This is a genomic window from Allobosea sp. AAP35 (assembly GCF_001295925.1).
Taxonomy (GTDB): Bacteria; Pseudomonadota; Alphaproteobacteria; order Rhizobiales; family Beijerinckiaceae; genus Allobosea.
This window is the reverse complement of sequence record NZ_LJHQ01000003.1, coordinates 227,115-249,124: the sequence shown is the minus strand read 5'-3', so window position 1 is coordinate 249,124 and position 22,010 is coordinate 227,115. Positions and strand designations below refer to the sequence as shown.

The following is a 22,010-nucleotide window of genomic DNA, read 5'->3' as shown; positions in this document are numbered from 1 at the left end:
CCGGTCAAAGGGCTGCGGGGTCGCGCTCGCGCAGGTCGCGCATCGGCACGGTGTCGGGCGCGTCCAGCATCAGCGTCACCGGTGCCTTGGCGAGATCGGCCAGGCGATAGGCGGCCTCGACCGCATGGCCATTGCCGAGCTGGCCGGCCATGACGAGCCCGCCCTGCGCCCGTTTCGCCAAAGGAGCCAGAACCGGAGCGGCATCGTTCGAGGCGGCGGCGACCAGGACCCAATCATAGGTCTCGCACAGCGCGTCGAGCGCGACCTCGACCAGATCGGGCGCGGCCAGCACGGCGTCGCGGCCTGCGCGGCCGGGGCCGATGCGATGCAGCCTGGAGCCGGTCTCGCGGGTGATGATGTCGGAGAACAGCGCCTCGCCAGCCAGAAGTTCTGAAAACCCGGGCTGGCTGCGGTCGTCATCGGCGAGATCGACGATGATGCAGCGGCAGCGCTGCGACAGGAGTTCGGCGAGCGCATGGGGCGTGGTCGAGCCGTCGCCTGCGCCATCGAGCACCAGCACCATCGGCGCCATGCCGCGGGCCGGCTCCTCGATGCGCTCGGCGAGATCGGCCAGCGTCTGTTCGGGATGGGCGAGATCGAGCGTGATCTGGCCGAGACGACCGCCATGGGTGAGCAGGCCGGCGACGCGCTCGCGGCGCAGATCGCTGGGCGTGTCTTCGGCCCTCGTCGCAGCGGCGCTGTGGGCGCCGACCCAACCCGGTGCCCGGCGCGGCTGCGGGATCGGCGCATCGCGGCGGCCGTTCATCAGCTCGCGCGACACCACGGTGGCCAAAGAGGCCAGGAAGGTCGCCAGCGTCGCCACCAGCACCGTCGGCAGCTTCTTGGGGAAGGACGGTTCGGTCGGCTCCACGGCACGCGAGATCACGCGGGCGTCGGCGGGCGTCGCATTCTGGGTGTCGCGGGCGACCGCCTCGCGATAGCGCAGCATGTATTGCTCGAGCTGCTCGCGCAGGGTGCGCGCCTCGCGCTCCAGCGCGCGCAGCTGGACCTCGCTGTCATTGCCGGTCGAGACGCTCTTCTTCTGCCCGTCAAGTGCGGCGGTGAAGCTCTCGACGCGCTGGCCGGCGATCTTGGCCTCGTTCTCCAGCGTGCGGACGGTGCGCTCGGCAGCGGCGCGAAGCTGGCCTTCGAGATCGGCGAGCTGAGCGTTGAGCTCCTTGATGCGCGGATGCTCGGAGAGCAGGTTGCGCGATTCCAGCGCGAGCTGGGCGCGCAGCGTGACGCGCTGCTCGATCAGCCGGCGGACCAGCTCATTGTTGGCGACATCGGGAATTTCGAAGGTGCGGCCCTGCTTGATGGCGTCGCGGATGAGGCCGGCCTTGGCCTGCGCCTCGGCCTGCTGGCTGCGGGCCGCCGAGAGCTGGGTCGAGAGATCGCCGAGCTGCTGGGCGTTGATCGTGGTGTTGTTGGCGCCGACGAGCAGACCGTTGCGCGAGCGGAACTCCTCGACCTTGGCCTCGGCCTCGGCGAGGCGCTGGCGCAGCGGCTCGATGGTGGTGGACAGCCAGGAGGAGGCGCTGCGGGCCGAATCCTGCTTGGCGGCCTCCTGCAGCTCGAGATAGGCGTTGGCGATGATGTTGGCGCCGCGAGCGGCGAGCTCGGGGTCCTGCGAGGTGAACTCGACCGCGACGATGCGCGAGCGCCCGACCGGGAAAACCAGCAGCCGGTCGTAATATTTTTCCAGCACGCGATCTTCGGGCGAGCGGTCGGCCGGGTGGCCGCCCAGGCCGACCAGCACGCCGATTTGGCGCAGCGCGTTCAGTGCGCCGGCACCGGAATCGAACTCGGCATTGCCGACGAGACCCATGCGCTTGATCGCCTCGCGGGCGAGGTCGCGCGACATGATGATCTGGACCTGGCTCTGCACCGCCTCGCTGTCGAACTGGCCCGAGCTGTCGGGCGAGGACTGGCCCGGGAGGGTGAAGAAGCCGCCACGGTTCTCGAGCAGGATGCGCGCTTCGCCCGTGTAGCGCGGGGAAACCAGGTTCACCGCCACGAGGGACAGACCCAGGACCGCAACCGTCGGCCCGATGATCCACATCCGGCGGCGCTTGATCGCAGCCCAGAGCGCCGACAGGTCCAGCATGTCGCCACGGTCGTCGCCGCCGCGTGCCGCCGGCTCGCGGAACTGCTCCCTGACATGGCTCTCGGTCTGAGCGGTCATGATCCATCCATTCACGCAAAACTCTCGCGCCCCGAACAGGACGCAGCGTGAATGAAAGCGCAGTAAGGTTAGTGCGGGGTTAAGAACACGGCGACGTGACTTGTCGTCCGGGTTCGCCGCATCTCGCTGAAGTCATTTGTTAACCATATCGCGCCCATGCTCCGCGAGGGTTTTCGCATGGGTATTGCTTGTGATGAGTCGACGTCTCGCCTCTCTCGCCTTGGCTGTCGCCATGACGGCTGGCGCCTGCGCGCCCCGCTATGTCGCGTCCGACTATACGCTGGCGCAGCAGGCCGGCCCCTATCGCCTGGCCAGCGGCGACCGTTTGCGCGTGATCGTCTTCGGCCAGGACAATCTCTCCAACATCTATGCCGTCGATGGCTCCGGCCGGATCTCGATGCCGCTGATCGACACGGTCGAGGTTCAGGGGCGCACGACCCAGGAACTCGAGAAGGCGATCGAGGCCAAGCTGCGCGGCGGTTTCCTGCGCGAACCCAAGGTGTCGGTGGAGGTCGATACCTACCGCCCCTTCTTCGTACTCGGGGAGGTTACCAATTCCGGCCAGTTTCCCTATGTGAACGGCATGACCGTCCAGACGGCGGTCGCCATCGCCGGCGGCTTCACGCCCCGCGGGCAGCGCGCTTACGCCGAAGTCACGCGACAGGTCGAGGACCAGCTCGTCACCGCGAGCGTCCCGATCACCTATCCCGTGCAGCCCGGCGACACGATCGTCATCAAGGAACGCTGGTTCTGATAGCGGCCGGAGAGCTTCGATGACGGACGCGCCTGCGCAGCGGCTGCGGATCCTGCATGTCTTCCGGGCACCGCTCGGGGGCCTTTTCCGGCATGTGCTGGACCTTGCGCGGGGTCAGGCGCTGCGCGGCCACGATGTCGGCATCTTCTGCGATGCGACGACCGGCGGCACGCGTGCAGACGACGTCTTCGCCGAACTCTCTGGCCTGCTGACGCTCGGCATCACCCGCGTGCCGATGTCGCGCTACCCCAGTATCCTGGATGCAAGGGCCCAGTTCAGCGCGATGTCGGTCCGCAAGACACTCGATCCCGACATCGTGCACTGTCATGGCTCGAAAGGCGGGGTGTATGGCCGGCTGCCGGCACTGTTCAGCCCCAGACGACGCTATGTCACCGCCTACACGCCTCATGGCGGCAGCTTCAACTACAAGCCCGGCGGGCTGGAGCACCGGGTCTATATGACGGTCGAGCGGAGGCTCGAGCCTGCCACCGACATGTTCCTGTTCGAGAGCCGCTTCATCGCGGGGCGCTTCGAGGCCTATATCGGGCATATGCCGCGCACCGATCACCGCATCGTGCTCAACGGCATCTCCGAGCCCGAATTCGAGCCGATCGATCATTCCGGCGCGACCTTCGATCTCGTCTATCTGGGCGAACTGCGTTCGGCCAAGGGCATCGACACACTGATCGACGCGCTGAGCCTGCTCAAGAACCGCGACCGATTGACCCCGCGCATCCTCATCGTCGGCTCGGGCCCCGACGAGGCTGCGCTGAAGGCGCTGACCTTGTCTCGCGGCATTGCCGAGCAATGCGTGTTCGAGCCGCCAGGGCCGATCCGGCGGGCCTTGTCGCGCGCCCATGTCATGGTCGTGCCGTCACGGGCTGAATCCCTGCCCTATGTTATTCTGGAGGCGGCTGCCGCAGCGCAACCGCTGGTCTCGACCGATGTCGGGGGCATCAACGAGATCTATGGGCCGCAGCATCGCGACCGGCTGATCCCCACCAACGATCCCTTAATTCTCGCAAACGCCATCGCCAACGCGCTGTCGATGCCGGAAGACGAGCGCGCCGCCGAGGCCACCGATCTCGCCCGGCATGTGCGCGAGAACTTCCAGCTCGACGCGATGATCGACGGCGTCCTGGCAGCGTATCGCGTCGCGATGGGCAAGCGCAGGCGGGCCTGAGCGCGCTCAGGCCAGCTTGAGTGCGACGACGCCGACGATGACCAGCGCAATCCCGGCCCAGCCCGTCGGCCGGATCCGCTGCCCGAAAGCAAGCGCGCCGACGATCGCCGTGATCACCAGCCCCGCCCCGCCCCAGACGGCGTAGGCGACGGAGAGATCCATGCCCTGGATGGCCTGGGCGAGTGCCGCGAAGGCGCCGATCACCAGCGCGATGCCAAGCAACCCGAACATGCGATGGCGCAGGCCGTCCGAGAGCTTCAGCAGGCAGGAACCGGCGACTTCGAGCACCACCGCCAGCGCCAGCCAGGCGAAGGCGAGCGACGGTGGCAGCAGGGGAGCCATCATGCCAGCCTCCCCTTGGGCAGCTCGACCCGGGGCTTGGCGGCCGGCGCCTCGCCGACACCGCGCTCAAGCAGCAGGATGCCCGCCAGGATCGCCGCCAGCGCGACGACCCGCTCCGGTGTAAGATGCTCGCCGAACAGCAGATGGCCGATGATGGCGATGCCGACGATGCCGAGCCCCTCCCACACCGCATAGGCAACGGCGAGGGGAATCACGCGCAGCGCGATCGAGAGCAGGGCAAAAGACAGTCCGATCAGGGCCAGCGGCAGGAACGCCACCAGCCAGGGAGCCGAAACGACCGACTTCAATGCGGCCGTCGCGACGATCTCGACGGCGATCGCCGCGAGCAGGAAGAACCAATGGGAAGACATGTTGCACACGGGCAGAGCCGACGAAGGGCGTCGCGGGGGCGATGCCAGGCAGCTCAGCAAAGGTTAGGGTTTGGAATCAGCGTCCGGATCGAAAAGGCTTCCGGTGGGACCACCACGAAAGCAGCACGGCAACCTGGCATCGGCCGAAACGGCCGAAAACATGATCGCGCAGCAATGTGCTTCTCAGACACTCATCGAGGAGCCGTATAGCCTCGACAATGCTTTACGTCAACCTGAAACGACTTCAACCTCCCTTGAGACGCTTCGCAACGCGTCGAAAACGCGTGAGTTCGACTGCGCCAATACACTGGCGGGCCAAGGAAAATTCGTGTTTTTTCGCTGGCGCCCCGTCGCAGCGGAAACGCCTGCGCCGCGGCGGGTTTCCTGCGAAACAGCGAGCGGTCCGGTTAAGGCTTCCGTGAGCATTGTCGGCTAAGCCCACAACAAGATCAGGGGCCGGTGACGACAACGGATCCGGCGCCGAAATCGACCAGGGTTGCAGCGACCAGGGATGTGACGATGGGTGCCTTCGATGTCCGCGATCTGATGAAGGCGGATGCCGCCGCATCGGCGACGCCGGAGATGTTCGGTTCGACCGGCGGCGGAACACGGGCCTTTCACCCGCTCGCAGAGCGGATCGCGGCGATCCCGGTCAAGCCGACGCTGTCTCCGGTGATGATCGAGGGGCTGGTGCGCCTGCTCGACGTGCTCGCCGTGGTCGGAGCGGCCAGCCTGATCTACTGGCTTTACGCCGCAGGCCATGTCGAAAACACCCTGCCCTATCAGATCACCATTCCCGCGCTCGCAGTTGGCGCCTTGGCCGTGTTTCAGGCGCTGCATCTCTACCATGTCGGCGCGCTGCGGAACTTCATCGCCATGACGGTCAGGCTGATCAGCGGCTGGACCCTGCTGTTCCTGATCACGCTTGCCGTGTTTTTCTTTCTCAAGGCGGGCGACCAGGTCTCGCGCGTCTGGCTGCTCGGCTTCTATGGCTTCGGTGGCGCCGCGCTGCTCGCAGAGCGCCTGCTCGTCACATTGGGCGTGCGCCATCTGACGCGCTCGGGCCGGCTCGAGCGGCGCACCGCGATCGTCGGCGGCGGTGAGGCCGGCGAGGCGCTGATCCGCGCGCTCGAAGCGCAGCGCGACACGGGCCTGCGAATCTGCGGCGTCTTCGACGATCGCAACGACGATCGCTCGCCCGATCTCGTCGCAGGCTATCCCAAGCTCGGCACGATCGACGACCTCGTCGAATTCGCACGGCGCACCAAGCTCGACCTCGTGATCTTCACGCTGCCGATCTCGGCCGAGGCGCGGCTGCTTGCCATGCTGCGCAAGCTCTGGGTGCTGCCGATCGACATCCGCCTCTCGGCACATATGTCGAAGCTGCGCTTCCGGCCGCGCTCCTATTCCTATTTCGGCGCGGTGCCGGTGCTCGACGTCTTCGACCGGCCGATCGCCGACTGGGACATCGTGGTCAAATGGGTGTTCGACAAGATCGTCGGCACGCTGGCGCTGATCCTGCTCTCGCCGGTGATGCTGACGACAGCGATCGCCATCAAGCTCGATTCCAAGGGCCCCGTGCTGTTCCGGCAGAAGCGCTACGGCTTCAACAACGAGCAGATCGAAGTCTTCAAGTTCCGCTCGCTCTATCACGAGATGAGCGATTTCACGGCCGCCAAGCAGGTCACCAAGGACGATCCGCGCGTCACCCGCGTCGGCCGCTTCATCCGCAAGACCTCGCTCGACGAATTGCCGCAGCTGTTCAACGTCGTCTTTCGCGGCAATCTCTCGCTGGTGGGGCCGCGCCCCCACGCCCTTCACGCCACGGCTTCGAACCGGGCCTATGAACAGGTGGTCGACGGCTATTTCGCGCGCCACAAGGTGAAGCCCGGCATCACCGGCTGGGCCCAGGTCAATGGCTGGCGCGGCGAGACCGACACCGAGGACAAGATCCAGCGCCGCGTCGAGCATGATCTCTACTACATCGAGAACTGGTCGGTGCTGCTGGACCTCTACATCCTGGTGAAAACGCCGTTCTCGCTGATGACCAAGAACGAGAATGCTTATTGAGCGCGCTGGCTGACAGGACCGGGGCGGCATCGGGTCGGCACGGCCCCCTGATTGCCCATGCCTCGATCCAGCGCGGGGCGCTCTGGCTGCTCGGCGCGTCGAGCGGGCTCGCCCTGATCGAGCCGTCGCCCTACGAGTTCGTCTTTCTGCTCGTCGTCTTCGCCTTCCTGCTGACCGGCATCAGGCTGTCGCAGAGGCTGCTGCCGCTGATCCTGCTGCTTTTGCTTTATAATCTCGGCGGCGTTTTTTCGCTCATCCCCTGGATGGACGAGGCGCCGTCGGTGCGCTTCACCGCCGTCTCCGTCTATCTGATGATCACCGCGATCGTGCTGGCGGCGATCATGGCCGAGGACACCGCCAGCCGGATCGAAACCCTGCGCAAGGGCTGGATGATCGCGGCCTGGTATGCGGGGCTGGCAGGCATCCTCGGCTATTTCGATGTCGCCGGCCTGGGATCCGTCTTCAGCTACGCCAGCCGCGCTTCCGGCACGTTCAAGGATCCTAACGTCCTTGGACCCTTTCTCGTTCTGCCGATCGCCTTCACGCTGCAGCATGTGCTGACGGGGCGAACCAGCCTCCTGCGCGGCCTTCTGGTGATGAGCGTGCCCTTGCTGGCGCTGTTTTTGACCTTTTCGCGCGGGGCCTGGGCCCATCTCGTCGTCTCGCTGCTGCTGATGACGGCGCTGACCTATCTCGCCTCCGGCAGTGCGCGGCAGCGGGGACGGATCGTGGGCCTGTCCCTGCTGGCGATCGGGCTGGCGGTGGCGGCGCTCCTGATCGCGCTTTCTTTCGAATCGATCCGTTCGGTGTTCGAGATCCGCGCCTCGCTGGAGCAAAGCTATGATCTCGGCGTCACCGGCCGGTTCGGAAGCCAGCTGCGCTCGATCCCGCTGCTGCTCGACGCGCCCAACGGCTTCGGCCCGCTGCGCTTTCGCTTCATCTTCCCCGAGGATCCGCACAACGTCTACATCAACGCCTTCGCCTCCTATGGCTGGCTCGGCGGTATCTCATGGCTCGCGCTGACGTCCGCGACCTGCCTCATCGGCTGGCGGCTGGTGTTCCGGCGCAGCGCCTTGCAGAATCAGGCTATCGTGCTGTGGTCGGTGCTGTTCGTCACGATCCTGCAGGGCCTGCAGATCGACACCGACCATTGGCGGCACCTGTATCTGATGCTCGGCCTCGTCTGGGGCCTGGCGGCGTTGCCCCGCAACACAGCTCGGGACAGGGCGGATGTCTGAGATCCCGCCATCCCTGTGCAACAATCCCGCAAAGCTGATTGCATCCGCGCGAGCCCGCCCCTATAAGCCGGTTCGTCGGAGCGTAGCGCAGCCCGGTTAGCGCACTTGTCTGGGGGACAAGGGGTCGGAGGTTCGAATCCTCTCGCTCCGACCATTTCGTACCATCGCATCCCCAGCGATTGCCGCGCGGCTGTGCCCGGCGACTTCGTGTCGGCTTGTTCGACGCCCTTCAAGCGCCAGTCATCGAGCATCATTCCTGACAAATTCGATGCCGGCGCGATATCGCATCATCCGGCTCGTATCGCAGCGCAATAGCGGTTAAGCTTGCGTCTCTCAGCGTGTGACAGAAGGACGAGAGCGATGGCAGGGGAAAACCGGGGAACACGCGCCTGGCACGACGTCAACAGCGTCCAGGAAGCGCCTCGCGAAAAGCAGAAATCCAGCGGCCGCATCGCGGCCGAAGAAGCGGCCGCGCGCAAGAAGATCGACCTGCTGAAGGCGCAGCGCCTGGCCAGACAGGCGGCCGAGCCGCCGGCTCCGCCCGCGCCGGCCAAGACCTCCAAGCGCAAGCCGGCAGCGCCGGCGACCTGACCGCTTGAAGCCGACGGCGCCGACAAGCTGAACGACGAAGGCGGTGCACGGGCGCTGCCTTCGGTTACGCGCGGGCGCCGCCCTCAGATACGTCAAGCCGCATCCAGCCAGCCCTTGAGCAAGCCGATATCCGGCTGTGACAGGCCATGCCCTGCCGGGAGCACGCGATGATCGACGCTGGCGCCGTTGCCCGAGAGCGTGCGGGCCAGCCGCTTTGCATCATCGCCGGGGATGATCGGGTCCATTGCTCCCGACAGGATCAGAACGCGCTTGCCCGACAGATCAGTCTGCGGCGGTTGCGCGAAAGGCGACATGGCCCGTAGCAAAGCGGCTCCGGCCAGCGCCTCCGGCCGCAGCAGCAGCAGGCTGGCGGCGATGTTGGCCCCATTCGAGAAACCGACCGCGATCGGCGCGGCCAGCCCGTGACGTTCGCGTGCGAGCGAGACGAAATCGGCGAGTTCATGCGTGCGGCGGCGCAGATCGTCCTCGTCGAAGACGCCCTCCGCCAGACGCCGGAAGAAGCGCGGCATCGCGCCTTCCAGCACCTTGCCGCGCGGGGACAGCAGGGCCGAGCCTGGCGCGACCGCCCGGCCAAGCCCCAGCAGATCGCGCTCGTCCCCGCCGGTGCCGTGCAGCAGCAGAAGCGGCGGCCGGTTCGCATCCGAGCCGGGCTCGTAGACATGAACAAAATCGGTGGTCGCGGCGGCGTCCATCGGGAATCTCCTTATTTCTGTGACGAGCGCCCTGCCCGGCCGCAAGGCCAGGCAGGGCGTCGGGGCGGCGCTTTTAGACCAGCGCCGGCAGGACGGCTTCGATCCGGGCGCGCTGGCTTTCCAGCCCGGCCGGGAGCTTCAGTGCGTGGCCGAGCGTCTCGGCGGGCTCGTCCACGGCAAAGCCCGGCGCATCGGTCGCGATCTCGAAAAGCACGTGGCCGGGCTCGCGGAAATAGACGGAGCGGAAGTAATTCCGGTCGCGCTGCTCCGTCGTGCGGATGCCGTGGTTCTCCGCGAGCTTGCGCACCATCTCGTCCTGCGCCGCATCATCGGCGGCGCGGAAGGCGATATGGTGGACCGAGCCCGCGCCCTGGCGCGCCGGCAGGAAGCCGCCGGCAACGCGCAGATCGACGATGTCGCCGAAAGGCGCGCCTTCGGCCCGGTAGCGAACCAGCGTGTCGTCGCGGCCGATCTCGTGAAAGCCGAAGACGTCGCTGAGAATGGCACCGGTCGGCGCCGCATCAGCAACGAGAAGGCTGACGCCCTGAAAGCCGCGGATGGCGTATTCCAGGGGCACGTCGCTGCCCGCCCAAGCGGCCTCAGCCTCAATGCCGGACACTCCGACCAGCGCAAGCCGCATCCCGTCGGGATCGCGGAAGGCCAGCACCGTTTCGCCAAAGCGCTTCACCGGCGCGTCATGGGGAACGCCCTGCGCGACGAAACGATGCGCCCAGTAGCCGATCGCGGCGGCCGGAACCCGGAAGACGGTTTCCTGCGTCTCGCCGACGCCGAGCCGGCCAGGTGCGGCATGCTCCCAGGGGAAGAAGGTCAGGATCGAGCCCGGCGCAGCGGCGGCGTCGCCATAATAGAGATGATAGGTGCCGGGATCGTCGAAATTGACGGTCTTCTTGACGAGACGCAGACCGAGCACGCGGCCGTAGAAATCGAGATTGCGGCGCGCCGGTCCGGAAATCGCCGTGACGTGATGAATGCCGTTGATCTGCATGACGAAGGTCCTTCCAACGCTGTTGGCCAAGGGCGGCTGCCCTGTTGGCGAGGAAGATCGGCCCTGTCGGCCTAAAGCGCCAGAGCGAAACGGTTGCGTTGATGCAATCTCATCATTGGTATTTCGCTGTTTGCATTGCGATCGAGCTCGGACGATCTGTTGGTCCGAGACCAGCCCGGTCCCGTTGTTCTGGAGACTTTTCGTCATGATCGACCATCGCCTCGCTCCCTACGCTGCCTTGACCCTGCGCGTCGCACTCGGCGTCATGTTCATCGCCCATGCCTATCTCAAGCTCGCGATCTTCACGCCCGCCGGCTTTGCCGGCTTCCTCGGCCAGGTCGGACTGCCCGCCTTCCTCGCCTGGCCGATCATCCTGGCCGAACTCATTGGCGGTCTTGCGATCCTGACCGGTTTCTATGGCCGCTATGTCTCGATCGCGCTGCTGCCTGTGCTGCTGGGCGCCCTGATGGTGCATGCCGGCAATGGCTGGGTGTTCAACGCCTCCAATGGCGGCTGGGAGTATCCGGCCTTCCTGGCTCTCACCGCGCTGGCCCATGGCCTGCTCGGCGACGGGGCGCTGGCCCTGAAATCGGCACGCCTGCCGACGCTGGGTGCGCCCGCCGCCGCCTGAACGACCGCGTCATTGCGGCGACCGCTTCGCCGTCATCGGGCCCCCCCGGCCTTGATGGCGGCGAAGTCCTGTCGGAGAGTGCGGCATGACCGCGCCGACCAAACCACCCCTTTCCCAGCAGCTCATGGCCAAACCGCCTCTCACCAAGCTGGCGCAGACGAAAACGCTGGCCTGGGACGATTTTCGCCTGATCAAGGCGATCGCGGACCGGCGGGCTTTGCCCGCGGCCGCCGCCTCGCTGGGACTCAACCATTCGACGGTCTTCCGTCGTCTCGGCCAGATCGAGGACGGGCTCGGCGTCAAGCTGTTCGAGCGCCATCGCAGCGGCTATGTCGCGACGCCTGCGGGCGACGAGATGGCGCAACTCGCCGGACGGGTCGACGACGACATCAGCGCCTTTGCGCTGAAGCTCGCCGGCCAGGAGATCAAGCCGGCCGGTGAGCTGCGCGTCACCACCAATGATTCCCTGCTGGTCGACCTTTTGACCCCGGTCTTCGCCGGCTTCCTGGCGCAGTGCCCCGATATCCGCCTTGATGTGCTGCTCAGCAACCAGGCACTGAACCTGTCGAAGCGCGATGCCGATGTGGCGATCCGCGCCACCGACAATCCCCCCGAAACGCTGGTCGGCCGCAAGGCGGCGCGGATTGCCTGGGCGCTTTACGGGCGGGCCGGCGACTTTGCGGAGGCCGGGCCCGTCGAGATCGAGAGCCTGTGGGAGCATAGCTGGGTGTCGCTCGGCGAAGGCTTCAACGGGCTCAAGGCGGTGCGCTATCTCGCCTCGCATGTCGCGCCCGAGCGCATCGTCTACAAGGTCAACACCGTGCTGGGCCTCGCCGAAGCTGTCGAGGCCGGCATCGGCATCGGCTTCCTGCCCTGTTTCATCGCCGACACGAAGCCCGGCCTGACCCGGCTGGCGGCTCCCGATCCGGGCTTTTCAGCCGATCTGTGGCTGTTGACGCATCCCGATCTGCGTCATTCGCCGCGCGTTCGGCTGTTTCTGGATTTCATGGCGGGGGAATTGGGGCGGATGAAACCGTTGATCGAGGGCGCCATGGCGCTTTCGCCGCGCGAGCCGCGTGTCGCGATCAATGAGGGGATGCCCGCGTGAGCAGCGACTGGAGTTTTTTGCCCTGGCTGCTGTTCGGGTCGATCCCGCTGGGGCTCGTCTTCGCCGGTTACTGGGCGCGCGGGCGGGCCGGCGACAAGCCGCCCAAAGTTCCGCCCGGCGATCCCGGCAACCCGATGTGACAGCAAAACACCCGCGATGGCAGCCATCGCGGGTGTCGTCGTGCCAGTGAAAGCGATGGAGGATCAGGCCGCCTTGCGGTTGATGCCCGATTCCGCCAGCTTGGTCAGCTTGTCGTCGGCGCTGTGTTCCTCGTCGAGGTTCTGCTGCAGCAGGGCCGCGCAATCGTCGCGCCCGAGCTGCTTGGCCCAGGCGACCAGCGTGCCGTAACGGGCGATCTCGTAATGCTCGACCGCCTGGGCGGCGGCGATGATGGCGGCGTCGAGAACGCGCTTGTCAGCGACTTCACCGGCGACCTCGTCGGCCTCCTCGAGGATGCCGTCGATGGCCGGGCAATTGACCGCCTTGGCCTCGGCACCATGCTGCTTGAAGACCTGCTCGAGCCGCGCGATATGCCCCTGCGTTTCGGTGCGATGGGCTTCCAGCCCCTGCTTGAGCGAAGGGTCGGTCGCCTTCTCGATCATCTTCGGCAGGGATTTGTGAATCTGCTTTTCAGCGTAATACACGTCCTGCAGCTGATGGACGAACAGGTTGTCCATCGTCTCGATGTCTTTTGAAAAAAGTCCCATGTCGCTCTCCTGTCGCGTGTCGCTGTGATGAGCCGGGGTCGACATGGCGCCTGGCCATTGCCTCCCCTTCTCCAGCGAACGTCCGCGACCGGGTTGGGTTCCCCATGACATTACCGGTCCGTCACGGCTCGGTGATGCGCGACCGACCCGATCCGGGTTCCTTTGCCGCGCCGGTTGCTCTAAACTTATCGCATGGAATTGCTCGTTCCCTTGATGATCGGCGTAACGCTGATCTGGCTGATCGGCCGCGGCGTGCCGTGGAACGCAAAGCTGATGACGCTGGTGGTGACGCTGGCCGTGATCGTGCTCATCGTCGCGATCGAGCGCGGCGGCTACTGGCCCGAAGCCCTGCAGCGCCGCTAGAACGGCGCTTCAGGCGACGAGCTTGAGGCCGATGATGCCGGCGACGATCAGGCCGATGCAGGCGAGGCGCAAGGCGGTCGCCGGCTCGCCAAGCAGGACGACGCCAAGCGCCGCCGTCCCGACCGTGCCGATGCCGGTCCAGACCGCATAGGCGGTGCCCACCGGCAGCGACTTGAGGGCAAGCCCCAACAGGCCGAGGCTCACCGCCATGCTGGCCAGCGTCAGCACCGTCGGCACAAGCCTGGTGAAGCCTTGGGTGTATTTCAGCCCGATCGCCCAGCCAACCTCGAACAGACCGGCGATGAAAAGGTAGAACCAGGCCATGATGGCGGCGCTCCTGCCCGTCAGGCGCTGTCGGCAGGCGGCTGGAGGGCCCGGTCGAGAATGCGCTTGCACTCGCCGAGTTCGGCCATCACCGCCGTCAGGAGCGTGATGTCGTCGAGACCCCGCGGCACAGATGCACGCATCGGCCCGGGATTGGCACCCGGCCCCGGATGGCTACCGATCGTGCTCTTTTCACCCGCAGGCGGCGGGCCGATCGGTCCGCCCCGCCCAATCGCCTGGACATGGCGCGGCCCCTGCTCCTTGAGGATGCGCTGCAGGCCCTTGATCGTGTAGCCCTCGCCGTAAAGCAGCCGGCGGATGCCCTTGAGCAGGGCGACGTCGTCGGGGCGATAATAGCGCCGTCCGCCGCCGCGCTTGAGCGGCTTGATCTGGGAAAAGCGCGTCTCCCAGAAACGCAGGACATGCTGAGGTATGTCGAGGTCTTCAGCGACTTCGCTGATGGTCCGGAAGGCATCTGGGCTCTTGGTGTCCATGTCGGCCTCGGTGTCGCCGTTGTGGAACGCCCCACTCACTGATCACGGCTCACGCGTCTTCGCCTTCACCCGACTGCCCGTTGATGCGGGCCTTCATGACGTTCGACGGCTTGAACACCATCACACGACGCGGCTCGATCGGGACTTCGACGCCAGTTTTGGGATTGCGCCCGATCCGTTCCCCCTTGTCGCGCACGACGAAGGAGCCGAACGAGGACAGCTTGACGTTCTCGCCGCGGGCGACCGCATCGCAGATCTCGTCGAGCACAGCCTCGACGAGCTTGGACGACTCCGTCCGCGACAGGCCGATCTTCTGGTAGACGGCCTCGCACAGGTCGGCCCGCGTTACCGTTTGCCCCGCCATTCATATCCTCCAAGGCGTTATCTCGGCCGGCGGGTCTACCACCTGCCTTTCGCCATTACGGACGAGGAACGCTAGGCGCAGCCGCGGGCCGGGTCAATGCTCGAGCGCGCGCTGATGCGCTCGCCCTGTGAAAATTAAATGAAAACAGCGCGATAATCCGTCAAATGCGCCGGGAATCCGCCTCGGGGGCTACCAGCGGATCAGCGCCGACCCCCAGGTGAAGCCGCCGCCCATCGCCTCGATCAGGACCAACTGGCCGCGCTTGATGCGGCCGTCGTGATGGGCCTCGGCCAGCGCCATCGGGATCGAGGCAGCCGAGGTGTTGCCGTGGCGATCGACCGTCACCACCACCCGCTCGCGATCGATGCCGAGCTTGTCGGCGGTGGCGTCGATGATGCGGCGATTGGCCTGATGAGGCACGAACCAGTCGATGTCGGCGCCGCTCAGCCCTGTCTGCTCGAAGGTGTGGCGCACGGTCTCGGCGAGGTTTTGGACCGCGTGGCGGAAGACCTCCTTGCCCTCCATGCGCAGGAAACCGACCGTCTTGGTCGAGCCAGGCCCGCCATCGACATAAAGCTTGTCCTTGTAGCGGCCATCCGAGCGGATATGCGTCGTCAGTACGCCCCGATCGGCGAGCGTGCCGTCACCGGGCGCAGCCTTCATCACCACGGCGCCGGCGCCGTCCCCGAAGAGGACGCAGGTGGTGCGGTCCTCCCAGTCGAGAATGCGGGAAAAGGTCTCCGCACCGATGACGAGCGCGGCCTTCGCCGCCCCCGTGCTGAGAAACTTGTCGGCGGTGGCGAGCGCGAAGACGAAGCCCGAGCAGACGGCCTGCAGATCGAACGCCGCGCCATGGCTGATGCCGAGTGCCGCCTGGATCTGCGTCGCGGTCGCGGGAAAGGTGTGGTCGGGCGTCGCGGTCGCCACGATGATGAGATCGATCTCGGCGGCGTCCATGCCCGCATCGGCAAGGGCGGCCTGCGCCGCCTTCAGGCCCAGGGTCGAGGTCGCTTCGTTTTCGGCTGCGACATGGCGCTGGCGGATGCCGGTGCGCTGGACGATCCAGTCATCGGTCGTGTCGACGCGCTGCGCCAATTCGGCATTGGTGACGATGCGCGCAGGGAGATAGGAGCCGCAACCGGCGATCTGGGAACGCAGAATAGACAAGATCGGTCTTCCCTATTGGACGACGGCTGCCTGCACAGCCGTTTCCGCCTGAGCCGACGCTTCCTGCCGGGCCGACGCCGCCACCATCTCGCGGACTTTCGCCATCAGGTTCTCGCGCGCCATCTCGTAGCCAAGTTCGGTCGCGCTGGCGAAACCGACCGCATCCGTGCCGCCATGGCTCTTGATGACGATGCCCTCGAGGCCGAGAAACACGCCGCCATTAACCTTGCGCGGATCCATCTTGTCCTTCAGCGCCGCAAAGGCGCCGCGCGCGAACAGATAGCCGATCTTGGCCATCAGCGAACGGCTCATCGCCGCCTTCAGATAGGTACTGATCTGGCGAGCGGTACCCTCCGCCGTCTTCAGCGCGATGTTTCCGGTAAAACCTTCGGTGACGACGACATCGACCGTGCCCTTGCCGAGATCGTCGCCCTCGACGAAACCGTGATAGCTCATATTCGGCAAATTGAGTTCGCGCAGGATGCGACCGGCCTCCTTGACGGCCTCGACGCCCTTGATCTCCTCGACGCCGACATTGAGCAGGCCGACCGTCGGCCGGTCGAGATCGAAGATCACGCGGGCCATGGCCGCGCCCATCACCGCGAGATCGACGAGATGGCGGGCATCCGCGCCGATGGTCGCGCCGACATCGAGCACAACGCTCTCGCCGCGCACCGTCGGCCACAGGCAGGCGATGGCGGGACGATCGACCTCGGGCATCGACTTCAGGCAGAACTTTGACATCGCCATCAGCGCGCCGGTGTTGCCGGCGGAGACGGTGACGTCGGCCTCGCCGGTCTTGGTGGCGTCGATGGCGCGCCACATCGAGGATTTGTAGCGGCCATAGCGCAGCGCCTGGCTCGGCTTGTCGTCCATCTTCACCGAGACGTCGGTGTGGTGGAACGTCGTCACGGCCTTGAGCTTGGGGTGCTGGTCGAGGATCGGCAGAACGAGCCCCTCGTCGCCGAAGATGACGAAACGCGCATCCGGGCGGCGCTCCAAGGTGAGCGCGGCGCCGGGGATGACGATGGCAGGGCCGTGATCCCCGCCCATCGCATCGAGCGCGATTGTAACCGGTCGTGTCATGGAGTGATGGTTGATCCCAGGAGCGGCCGACCTGCGTTCCGGGGCGGCTCGATGCGGGCGGGACAATAGCGACTTGGGCGTCCGCCGCAAGCCACGTTAAAGCCGCCGGTGCGCGTCATTCGCTGCGCTTGAGACGCGCCAGCGCCGCAAAGGGCGATTCGGGCGGGGCTTCGGGTGCGGGTTCGGCGAAGCTCGCGCCGGGTTTGCGCGGATAGGGATCGAGCCCCAGCGCGAGAAATTCGAGCGTCACGGCGCCAAGATCGATCACGCCGTCGATGATCGGCTCGGGCGGATCCTCCTCGTTCAGCCTGACCTCGAGTTCGATGGCGCCAGCTTCGAGTTCGGGGCTCTTGCGCCGCGGGTTCATCGGCTCCTCGGGCGCGAAATCGAGCTTGAGCGGCACGGTCAGCGTCACCGGGAAGGCATCGAGCGTGACGGCGCAGGTCTGGTGCAGACGGGCCGTCATCTCGCCCTCCAGCTTGACCTTCTGTCCGCTGCGCGTGAGCACATAGCGCGCCTCGAGTGCCTCGACCGAGGGCAGATCGAGCATGCGGGCGATGCCGGCAAGTTCGCTTGCCTCCGCCCGGACCGCGATGTGAGAGCCGCGCAGCTTGATCTCGTCGACGCGGATCGGCCGCTGCAGGGGCAAGGGTGCGGATGGGGGCAAGGGGGTGTCAGTTGCCATGGTCGGTCTCGCCGGGCTGCAGCGCCGGAAACAGGGGGGCTTCTGCCAAAATGGCCTCCAGATCGCGCTGCGCCAGCCGGGTTTGGATCCGGCGGGCATAAGCAGCGAGATGGGCTGCTCCTTCCCCACTGGACGCCTGAGGCGCCGCATTGCGGCGCAGGGCCTCGGCCAGCTCTGCGGGGTCTTGTGCCAGCAGTGCCGCCTCATAGGCCTGGACGCGGCCGTAGAACATCTGGCCGATCTTTTTCATGCGCTTGGGCACCGCGATGTCGCTGGTGCCGCTGTTGCGGACGCCAAGTTCGAGATAGGCAAAACACGCATCGACAAGATCCTGGGCCACGTCACCGGCAGGGGCCGGCAGTTCCCGCAGCCGCCGCATCACCAGGAAGACATGCAGCGTCAGCGATTCGAAGCGTCCTTCGAAATCATCGGCGATCCCGCCGTCGAGATAGAGCGCAGGCTGGCGCGAGGCGTCGACGATACGGGTAAACATCGCATCGACGGGTGACGGCTTGACCTCGCGCTTGCCGAATAAACCGAACATGGGGCTTGTGCTTTCCCGGCGGGCGGCGCGGAGAACGTCCTTGCCTTGCCAAAGCCATCCTCGGGCGTTACGCCAACCTCCACCTGTTTGACAAGCGGCGCGGGCCTTGGCCCTTTGCCGCAGCGCCACTGGATGCCGTCCGCATGATTGCCGTTTCCCGCCGTACTGCCCTGCTCGGCCTTCTCGCGACAACCTCCCTGGCTCTCGCCGGCTGCGGTCCCAATGCCGGCGGCTTCAAGCTCGCGACCTCGTCGGGCATGAACGAAGAGTTCAAGCGCGGCTTTGTCGCCGACGAGGCACTGATCGCGCAGGTCAGGGTCGGCATGGATGTCCAGCAGGTGCTGTCGACGCTGGGTACGCCTTCGACGACATCGACCGTCGGCAACCGGACCTTCTATTACATCAGCCAGACGGTCTATCGGCGGTTCCAGTTCCAGGAGCTGACCGTCGTCGACCAGAAGGTGCTGGTGATCTATTTCAACAAGGCCTTCAAGGTCGAGCGCATTGCCAATTACGGGCTGCAGGACGGCGTGATCTTCGACTTCATCAGCCGCACCACGGCCACCGGCGGCGAGGAGCAGAGCTTCCTGCGCAACCTCTTCCGCGGCGTGACCCGGTTCAACCCGCTGGGGTCGTAACCCCCGGCAAGCTCTCAGACGACCAAGCCCGCGGCTCTCGCCGCGGGTTTTTTATTGGACTGTTCGCCTCAGACTGGCGCGGGCGGCGTGCGCACCGGCAGCGTCATCGCCAGGACGCCGCCGACCACGAGAACCAGCCCGGCCCAAGCCGTGGGGGCAAGGGTCTCACCCAGGAAGACCATGCCGATCAGGTGAAAATAGATCACGAAGGCCAACGCCGACCCGCCCTGGGATGAGAAGCGGCAACGGCATGCGTGGTCATGGTGGTCTCCCTGGCTGGAGACGTCATGACAGCGAAGCCGAGGAATGGCTCGGGGGAACGCTACGGTCGCGGCGGTAGCTTCCTGAAGCGATCAGCGCGGCAGCTACGTTGATTCAAAGATCGGCGGTAAGTGACTGACAGAAAACGAAAACCCCGCGGATTTCTCCGCGGGGTTCGTCGTCGTGGCGGGCGATGTGGCTCAGCTATGCGCCAGGATCGCCAGCAGCAGCAGCGCGATGATGTTGGTGATCTTGATCGCCGGGTTCACGGCGGGGCCCGCCGTGTCCTTGTAGGGGTCGCCGACGGTGTCGCCGGTGACGGAGGCTTTGTGCGCCTCCGAGCCCTTCATGTGGCGCACGCCGTCCTTGTCGACGAAGCCGTCCTCGAAGGACTTCTTGGCATTGTCCCAGGCGCCGCCGCCCGAGGTCATCGAGATCGCGACGAAGATGCCGGTGACGATGACACCCATCAGCATGGCGCCGACGGCCGCGAAGGCCTGGTTCTTGCCGGCAATCGCATTGATCGCGAAGAAGGTCACGATCGGCGCCAGAACCGGCAGCAGCGAGGGGATGATCATCTCCTTGATCGCCGCCTTGGTCAGCAGATCGACGGCGCGGGCATAATCGGGCCGCTCGGTGCCGTCCATGATGCCGGGCTTCTCCTTGAACTGGCGCCGGACCTCCTCGACGACGGAACCCGCCGCACGCCCCACCGCCGTCATGCCCATGCCGGCGAAGAGGAAGGGGATCAGGCCGCCGAGCAGCAGGCCGACGACGACGTAGGGGTTGGACAGCGAGAAATCGACGACCACGCCACGGAAGTACTGGAAGGTGGTCGAGCCCGCCTTGTTGGCCTCGCCGATGAAGAAGTTGAGGTCCGAGGTGTAGGCGGCGAAGAGGACGAGCGCGCCGAGACCCGCCGAGCCGATCGCGTAGCCCTTGGTGATGGCCTTGGTGGTGTTGCCGACCGCGTCGAGCGCGTCGGTGGACTGGCGCACCTCCTTGGGCAGCCCCGCCATCTCGGCGATGCCGCCGGCATTGTCGGTAACGGGGCCGAAAGCGTCGAGCGCGACGACCACGCCGGCCAGCGCCAGCATGGCCGTGGTGGCGATGGCGATGCCGAAGAGACCGGCCAGGCCATAGGAGACGATGATGCCGGCGATGATCACGATCGTCGGCAGCGCAGTCGATTCCAGCGAGACCGCGAGGCCCTGGATGACGTTGGTGCCGTGGCCGGTGACCGAGGCCTGGGCGATCGAGACCACCGGGCGCTTGCCGGTGCCGGTGTAATATTCGGTGATGACGACGATCAGCAGCGTGACCGCCAGCCCGACCAGTGCGCAGGCAAAGAGCCCGCCCGAGGTGAAGGTGACGCCCTGGACGGTGGTGAAGGAGGCCTCGAAGCCGCCGAACATCAGATAGTTGACCGCTGCGATCGCGCCGATCGAGAGCACGCCGGCCGCGATGAAGCCCTTGTAGAGCGCGCCCATGATCGACTGGTTGGCGCCGAGCTTGACGAAGAAGGTGCCGATGATCGAGGTGACGATGCAAGCCGCGCCGATCGCCATCGGGTAGAGCATCATGGTCGGCAGCGTCGCCTGACCGGCGAAGAAGATCGCGGCGAGAACCATGGTCGCGACCAGCGTCACTGCATAGGTCTCGAACAGATCGGCCGCCATGCCGGCGCAGTCACCGACATTGTCGCCGACATTGTCGGCGATGGTGGCGGGGTTGCGCGGGTCGTCCTCGGGGATGCCGGCCTCGACCTTGCCGACGAGGTCGGCGCCGACATCGGCGCCCTTGGTGAAGATGCCGCCACCCAGGCGCGCGAAGATCGAGATTAGCGAGGCGCCGAAGCCCAGCGCCACCAGCGAATCGATGACGACGCGGCTTGAGGGCGAGAAGCCCAGCATCGAGGTCAGGATGCCGTAATAAACGGCGACGCCCAGCAGGGCGAGGCCCGCAACCAGCATGCCGGTAACCGCGCCGGCCTTGAAGGCGACGTCGAGGCCGTCCCCCAGCGACTGCATCGCCGCCTGGGCGGTGCGGACATTGGCGCGCACCGAGACGTTCATGCCGATGAATCCGGCCAGCCCTGAGAGCACCGCGCCGATCAGGAAGCCGATGCCGACCCATTGGCCGAGAAGATAGATCAGGACGACGAAGAGCACGGCGCCGACCATGGCGATGGTGACGTATTGGCGCTTCAGATAGGCCTGCGCGCCCTCGGCGACAGCGGCGGAAATCTCCTGCATGCGCTGGTTGCCAGCGTCACGCTTCATGACGTCGGCATAGGCCCAGACGCCATAGGCGATCGACAAGGCACTGAGTAAGATGATGACAAGCAAGGCTGACATGCGGTTTCCTGACCTTGAGCTTCCGACCGATCGGGAGCGCTGTCGCCCCTCGTTTTGCCGTTTTGGACGGCGGGCCTAAGAAATCTGGGCCGAACGACTGCTCGGCCCGCGTCGCGTCGCCCGCGTCAGGCGAATTTGTGGCAAGTTTCGTCCGGAAGCGCAAACGCTGCGACGCGCGATCGCTGTTATCACTCCGTCGAGCATCGCGGCCGCGACCACGTTGTGCTAGCGTGTGTACATGCGATGAGCGGAGCATTCATGAGCAGCGCGACGATGACCATTCGCCTGAGACAGGACACCAAGGATGCGCTCGGTCGTATCGCCGCCGCGACACGCCGGACGAATTCCTATCTCGCGGCCGAAGCGATCGAAGCCTATGTCGCGCGTGAGCAGGCCATTGTCGAAGGCGTCCAGGCCGGTCTCGAAGACCTGGAGGCCGGCCGGACGGTCGCGCATGATGCGGCGATGGCACGTCTCGAAGCAACGATCGCGACTGCCGAGCGCGCCAAGAGATGAGCCGACGGGTCGAATGGTCGTCCAGCGCGATCGACGATTTCGATCTCGCCATCGCCCATATCGCCCAGGACAACCCGGCCGCCGCGCGCAAGGTCGCACTTGGGATCGGTCGCTCCGCCTCCGCGCTTGGCACTCACTCGACCGGGCGGCCGGGTCGCATTCCCGGGAGCTATGAGAAGAGCGTCACCGGCCTGCCCTATGTGATCGCCTATGCGGTGCCCGACGATACCCGGATTGTCGTGCTGCGCGTCATCCACACGTCCCGAGACTGGCCACGGGGCGGCTGGCCGCAGGCGTAGAGACAGGGTCGCG

At 66.1% G+C, this 22,010-nt stretch carries 26 protein-coding genes, 1 tRNA gene and 1 pseudogene; 13 read left to right on the top strand and 15 right to left on the bottom strand.

Going from position 1 to position 22,010, the window contains the following annotated elements; all coding sequences use genetic code 11:
- Positions 1-4 precede the first annotated feature (4 nt).
- Positions 5-2,185, bottom strand: a complete 2,181-nt coding sequence (locus tag IP69_RS02225; RefSeq protein WP_156323246.1) for a GumC family protein — start codon at positions 2,183-2,185, stop codon at positions 5-7.
- A gap of 193 nt (positions 2,186-2,378) precedes the next feature.
- On the opposite strand from IP69_RS02225, the gene IP69_RS02220 reads away from it, so the two are divergent.
- Positions 2,379-2,939 (top strand): polysaccharide biosynthesis/export family protein, encoded by a 561-nt coding sequence (locus IP69_RS02220; protein ID WP_054141166.1) that lies wholly within the window; start codon positions 2,379-2,381, stop codon positions 2,937-2,939.
- A 19-nt stretch (positions 2,940-2,958) separates the two neighbouring features.
- On the top strand, positions 2,959-4,122 hold the full coding sequence (locus tag IP69_RS02215; RefSeq protein ID WP_054141165.1) for a glycosyltransferase: 1,164 nt from the start codon (positions 2,959-2,961) through the stop codon (positions 4,120-4,122).
- Positions 4,123-4,128: 6 nt separating this feature from the next.
- Here the strand turns inward: IP69_RS02215 and mdtI are convergent, their stop codons facing one another.
- Together mdtI and IP69_RS02205 are read right to left on the bottom strand one after the other, a co-directional pair.
- Complete coding sequence (gene mdtI / locus IP69_RS02210) at positions 4,129-4,467, bottom strand: multidrug/spermidine efflux SMR transporter subunit MdtI (protein ID WP_282568226.1); 339 nt, start codon at positions 4,465-4,467, stop codon at positions 4,129-4,131.
- The gene (locus IP69_RS02205; RefSeq protein ID WP_054141163.1) at positions 4,464-4,835 is read right to left on the bottom strand and encodes a multidrug efflux SMR transporter; all 372 of its coding nucleotides are present in this window, start codon (positions 4,833-4,835) and stop codon (positions 4,464-4,466) included. Before IP69_RS02205 ends, mdtI begins: the two co-directional genes overlap by 4 nt.
- A gap of 519 nt (positions 4,836-5,354) precedes the next feature.
- Between IP69_RS02205 and IP69_RS02200 the strand changes: the two genes are divergently transcribed.
- The 4 genes from IP69_RS02200 (at position 5,355) to IP69_RS02185 (ending at position 8,734) form a co-directional block, all read left to right on the top strand.
- On the top strand, positions 5,355-6,905 hold the full coding sequence (locus IP69_RS02200) for an undecaprenyl-phosphate glucose phosphotransferase (protein ID WP_054141162.1): 1,551 nt from the start codon (positions 5,355-5,357) through the stop codon (positions 6,903-6,905).
- Entirely contained in the window at positions 6,902-8,143 is a 1,242-nt protein-coding gene (locus IP69_RS02195) for an O-antigen ligase family protein (protein ID WP_054141161.1), read from the top strand. The genes IP69_RS02200 and IP69_RS02195 overlap by 4 nt, the downstream gene beginning before the upstream one ends.
- A gap of 76 nt (positions 8,144-8,219) precedes the next feature.
- Positions 8,220-8,297: transfer RNA gene (locus IP69_RS02190), tRNA-Pro, on the top strand.
- Positions 8,298-8,503: 206 nt separating this feature from the next.
- Positions 8,504-8,734 (top strand): hypothetical protein, encoded by a 231-nt coding sequence (locus IP69_RS02185; RefSeq protein WP_054141160.1) that lies wholly within the window; start codon positions 8,504-8,506, stop codon positions 8,732-8,734.
- Positions 8,735-8,826: 92 nt separating this feature from the next.
- Here IP69_RS02185 and IP69_RS02180 read toward each other — a convergent pair whose 3' ends face one another.
- Together IP69_RS02180 and IP69_RS02175 are read right to left on the bottom strand one after the other, a co-directional pair.
- Positions 8,827-9,447 (bottom strand): alpha/beta hydrolase, encoded by a 621-nt coding sequence (locus IP69_RS02180; protein WP_054141159.1) that lies wholly within the window; start codon positions 9,445-9,447, stop codon positions 8,827-8,829.
- A 73-nt stretch (positions 9,448-9,520) separates the two neighbouring features.
- Positions 9,521-10,453, bottom strand: a complete 933-nt coding sequence (locus IP69_RS02175; protein WP_054141158.1) for a ring-cleaving dioxygenase — start codon at positions 10,451-10,453, stop codon at positions 9,521-9,523.
- Positions 10,454-10,658: 205 nt separating this feature from the next.
- On the opposite strand from IP69_RS02175, the gene IP69_RS02170 reads away from it, so the two are divergent.
- The 3 genes from IP69_RS02170 to IP69_RS21675 all read left to right on the top strand — a co-directional run bounded on the left by IP69_RS02170 (position 10,659) and on the right by IP69_RS21675 (position 12,332).
- The gene (locus IP69_RS02170; protein WP_054141157.1) at positions 10,659-11,084 is read left to right on the top strand and encodes a DoxX family protein; all 426 of its coding nucleotides are present in this window, start codon (positions 10,659-10,661) and stop codon (positions 11,082-11,084) included.
- An 85-nt stretch (positions 11,085-11,169) separates the two neighbouring features.
- A complete protein-coding gene (locus tag IP69_RS02165) occupies positions 11,170-12,192 on the top strand; it encodes a LysR family transcriptional regulator (RefSeq protein ID WP_349236284.1) in 1,023 nt (340 codons plus the stop codon).
- Complete coding sequence (locus IP69_RS21675; RefSeq protein ID WP_156323245.1) at positions 12,189-12,332, top strand: hypothetical protein; 144 nt, start codon at positions 12,189-12,191, stop codon at positions 12,330-12,332. Before IP69_RS02165 ends, IP69_RS21675 begins: the two co-directional genes overlap by 4 nt.
- A gap of 63 nt (positions 12,333-12,395) precedes the next feature.
- Here IP69_RS21675 and IP69_RS02160 read toward each other — a convergent pair whose 3' ends face one another.
- Entirely contained in the window at positions 12,396-12,899 is a 504-nt protein-coding gene (locus tag IP69_RS02160; RefSeq protein WP_054141155.1) for a ferritin-like domain-containing protein, read from the bottom strand.
- A gap of 192 nt (positions 12,900-13,091) precedes the next feature.
- Between IP69_RS02160 and IP69_RS21670 the strand changes: the two genes are divergently transcribed.
- Positions 13,092-13,262: a hypothetical protein gene (locus IP69_RS21670; protein WP_156323244.1), complete on the top strand. Its 171-nt coding sequence runs from the start codon at positions 13,092-13,094 to the stop codon at positions 13,260-13,262.
- 9 nt (positions 13,263-13,271) lie between these two features.
- On the opposite strand, the gene sugE is transcribed toward IP69_RS21670, so the two are convergent.
- The 7 genes from sugE to IP69_RS02125 form a co-directional block, all read right to left on the bottom strand.
- A complete protein-coding gene (gene sugE, locus IP69_RS02155; protein ID WP_054141154.1) occupies positions 13,272-13,586 on the bottom strand; it encodes a quaternary ammonium compound efflux SMR transporter SugE in 315 nt (104 codons plus the stop codon).
- A 20-nt stretch (positions 13,587-13,606) separates the two neighbouring features.
- Complete coding sequence (locus IP69_RS02150; protein WP_054141153.1) at positions 13,607-14,080, bottom strand: MerR family transcriptional regulator; 474 nt, start codon at positions 14,078-14,080, stop codon at positions 13,607-13,609.
- 49 nt (positions 14,081-14,129) lie between these two features.
- A complete protein-coding gene (locus IP69_RS02145; RefSeq protein ID WP_054141152.1) occupies positions 14,130-14,444 on the bottom strand; it encodes an integration host factor subunit alpha in 315 nt (104 codons plus the stop codon).
- A 189-nt stretch (positions 14,445-14,633) separates the two neighbouring features.
- The gene (locus IP69_RS02140) at positions 14,634-15,611 is read right to left on the bottom strand and encodes a beta-ketoacyl-ACP synthase III (protein WP_054141151.1); all 978 of its coding nucleotides are present in this window, start codon (positions 15,609-15,611) and stop codon (positions 14,634-14,636) included.
- A 12-nt stretch (positions 15,612-15,623) separates the two neighbouring features.
- Positions 15,624-16,697, bottom strand: coding sequence for a phosphate acyltransferase PlsX (plsX, locus tag IP69_RS02135; RefSeq protein WP_054141150.1), 1,074 nt, complete (start codon positions 16,695-16,697; stop codon positions 15,624-15,626).
- A 115-nt stretch (positions 16,698-16,812) separates the two neighbouring features.
- Positions 16,813-17,382 carry a YceD family protein gene (locus tag IP69_RS02130; protein WP_054141149.1) on the bottom strand — a complete coding sequence of 190 codons (570 nt, stop codon included), beginning with the start codon at positions 17,380-17,382 and terminating at the stop codon, positions 16,813-16,815.
- A complete protein-coding gene (locus IP69_RS02125) occupies positions 17,372-18,055 on the bottom strand; it encodes a ubiquinol-cytochrome C chaperone family protein (RefSeq protein ID WP_248306668.1) in 684 nt (227 codons plus the stop codon). Before IP69_RS02125 ends, IP69_RS02130 begins: the two co-directional genes overlap by 11 nt.
- Positions 18,056-18,069: 14 nt before the next feature.
- Between IP69_RS02125 and IP69_RS02120 the strand changes: the two genes are divergently transcribed.
- Positions 18,070-18,564, top strand: a complete 495-nt coding sequence (locus tag IP69_RS02120; RefSeq protein ID WP_082358816.1) for an outer membrane protein assembly factor BamE — start codon at positions 18,070-18,072, stop codon at positions 18,562-18,564.
- A gap of 68 nt (positions 18,565-18,632) precedes the next feature.
- Here IP69_RS02120 and IP69_RS21665 read toward each other — a convergent pair.
- Together IP69_RS21665 and IP69_RS02115 are read right to left on the bottom strand one after the other, a co-directional pair.
- Positions 18,633-18,752 (bottom strand): annotated as a pseudogene (locus IP69_RS21665) (EamA/RhaT family transporter); the annotation flags it as partial.
- Positions 18,753-19,025: 273 nt separating this feature from the next.
- On the bottom strand, positions 19,026-21,182 hold the full coding sequence (locus IP69_RS02115) for a sodium-translocating pyrophosphatase (protein ID WP_054141147.1): 2,157 nt from the start codon (positions 21,180-21,182) through the stop codon (positions 19,026-19,028).
- Between the two features lie 258 nt (positions 21,183-21,440).
- Between IP69_RS02115 and IP69_RS02110 the strand changes: the two genes are divergently transcribed.
- On the top strand, positions 21,441-21,698 hold the full coding sequence (locus tag IP69_RS02110) for a ribbon-helix-helix protein, CopG family (protein ID WP_054141146.1): 258 nt from the start codon (positions 21,441-21,443) through the stop codon (positions 21,696-21,698).
- The gene (locus IP69_RS02105) at positions 21,695-21,997 is read left to right on the top strand and encodes a type II toxin-antitoxin system RelE/ParE family toxin (protein WP_054141145.1); all 303 of its coding nucleotides are present in this window, start codon (positions 21,695-21,697) and stop codon (positions 21,995-21,997) included. Before IP69_RS02110 ends, IP69_RS02105 begins: the two co-directional genes overlap by 4 nt.
- The last annotated feature ends 13 nt before the right edge of the window (positions 21,998-22,010 follow it).

What these genes read in the sequence shown, in the direction of transcription:
- IP69_RS02225 (WP_156323246.1), bottom strand. Translation starts at nt 2,185, where the DNA reads ATGACCGCTCAGACCGAGAGCCATGTCAGGGAGCAGTTCCGCGAGCCG.
- IP69_RS02220 (WP_054141166.1), top strand. Translation starts at nt 2,379, where the DNA reads ATGAGTCGACGTCTCGCCTCTCTCGCCTTGGCTGTCGCCATGACGGCT.
- IP69_RS02215 (WP_054141165.1), top strand. Translation starts at nt 2,959, where the DNA reads ATGACGGACGCGCCTGCGCAGCGGCTGCGGATCCTGCATGTCTTCCGG.
- mdtI (WP_282568226.1), bottom strand. Translation starts at nt 4,467, where the DNA reads ATGATGGCTCCCCTGCTGCCACCGTCGCTCGCCTTCGCCTGGCTGGCG.
- IP69_RS02205 (WP_054141163.1), bottom strand. Translation starts at nt 4,835, where the DNA reads ATGTCTTCCCATTGGTTCTTCCTGCTCGCGGCGATCGCCGTCGAGATC.
- IP69_RS02200 (WP_054141162.1), top strand. Translation starts at nt 5,355, where the DNA reads ATGGGTGCCTTCGATGTCCGCGATCTGATGAAGGCGGATGCCGCCGCA.
- IP69_RS02185 (WP_054141160.1), top strand. Translation starts at nt 8,504, where the DNA reads ATGGCAGGGGAAAACCGGGGAACACGCGCCTGGCACGACGTCAACAGC.
- IP69_RS02180 (WP_054141159.1), bottom strand. Translation starts at nt 9,447, where the DNA reads ATGGACGCCGCCGCGACCACCGATTTTGTTCATGTCTACGAGCCCGGC.
- IP69_RS02175 (WP_054141158.1), bottom strand. Translation starts at nt 10,453, where the DNA reads ATGCAGATCAACGGCATTCATCACGTCACGGCGATTTCCGGACCGGCG.
- IP69_RS02170 (WP_054141157.1), top strand. Translation starts at nt 10,659, where the DNA reads ATGATCGACCATCGCCTCGCTCCCTACGCTGCCTTGACCCTGCGCGTC.
- IP69_RS02165 (WP_349236284.1), top strand. Translation starts at nt 11,170, where the DNA reads ATGACCGCGCCGACCAAACCACCCCTTTCCCAGCAGCTCATGGCCAAA.
- IP69_RS02160 (WP_054141155.1), bottom strand. Translation starts at nt 12,899, where the DNA reads ATGGGACTTTTTTCAAAAGACATCGAGACGATGGACAACCTGTTCGTC.
- IP69_RS21670 (WP_156323244.1), top strand. Translation starts at nt 13,092, where the DNA reads ATGGAATTGCTCGTTCCCTTGATGATCGGCGTAACGCTGATCTGGCTG.
- sugE (WP_054141154.1), bottom strand. Translation starts at nt 13,586, where the DNA reads ATGGCCTGGTTCTACCTTTTCATCGCCGGTCTGTTCGAGGTTGGCTGG.
- IP69_RS02150 (WP_054141153.1), bottom strand. Translation starts at nt 14,080, where the DNA reads ATGGACACCAAGAGCCCAGATGCCTTCCGGACCATCAGCGAAGTCGCT.
- IP69_RS02145 (WP_054141152.1), bottom strand. Translation starts at nt 14,444, where the DNA reads ATGGCGGGGCAAACGGTAACGCGGGCCGACCTGTGCGAGGCCGTCTAC.
- plsX (WP_054141150.1), bottom strand. Translation starts at nt 16,697, where the DNA reads ATGACACGACCGGTTACAATCGCGCTCGATGCGATGGGCGGGGATCAC.
- IP69_RS02130 (WP_054141149.1), bottom strand. Translation starts at nt 17,382, where the DNA reads ATGGCAACTGACACCCCCTTGCCCCCATCCGCACCCTTGCCCCTGCAG.
- IP69_RS02120 (WP_082358816.1), top strand. Translation starts at nt 18,070, where the DNA reads ATGATTGCCGTTTCCCGCCGTACTGCCCTGCTCGGCCTTCTCGCGACA.
- IP69_RS02115 (WP_054141147.1), bottom strand. Translation starts at nt 21,182, where the DNA reads ATGTCAGCCTTGCTTGTCATCATCTTACTCAGTGCCTTGTCGATCGCC.
- IP69_RS02110 (WP_054141146.1), top strand. Translation starts at nt 21,441, where the DNA reads ATGAGCAGCGCGACGATGACCATTCGCCTGAGACAGGACACCAAGGAT.
- IP69_RS02105 (WP_054141145.1), top strand. Translation starts at nt 21,695, where the DNA reads ATGAGCCGACGGGTCGAATGGTCGTCCAGCGCGATCGACGATTTCGAT.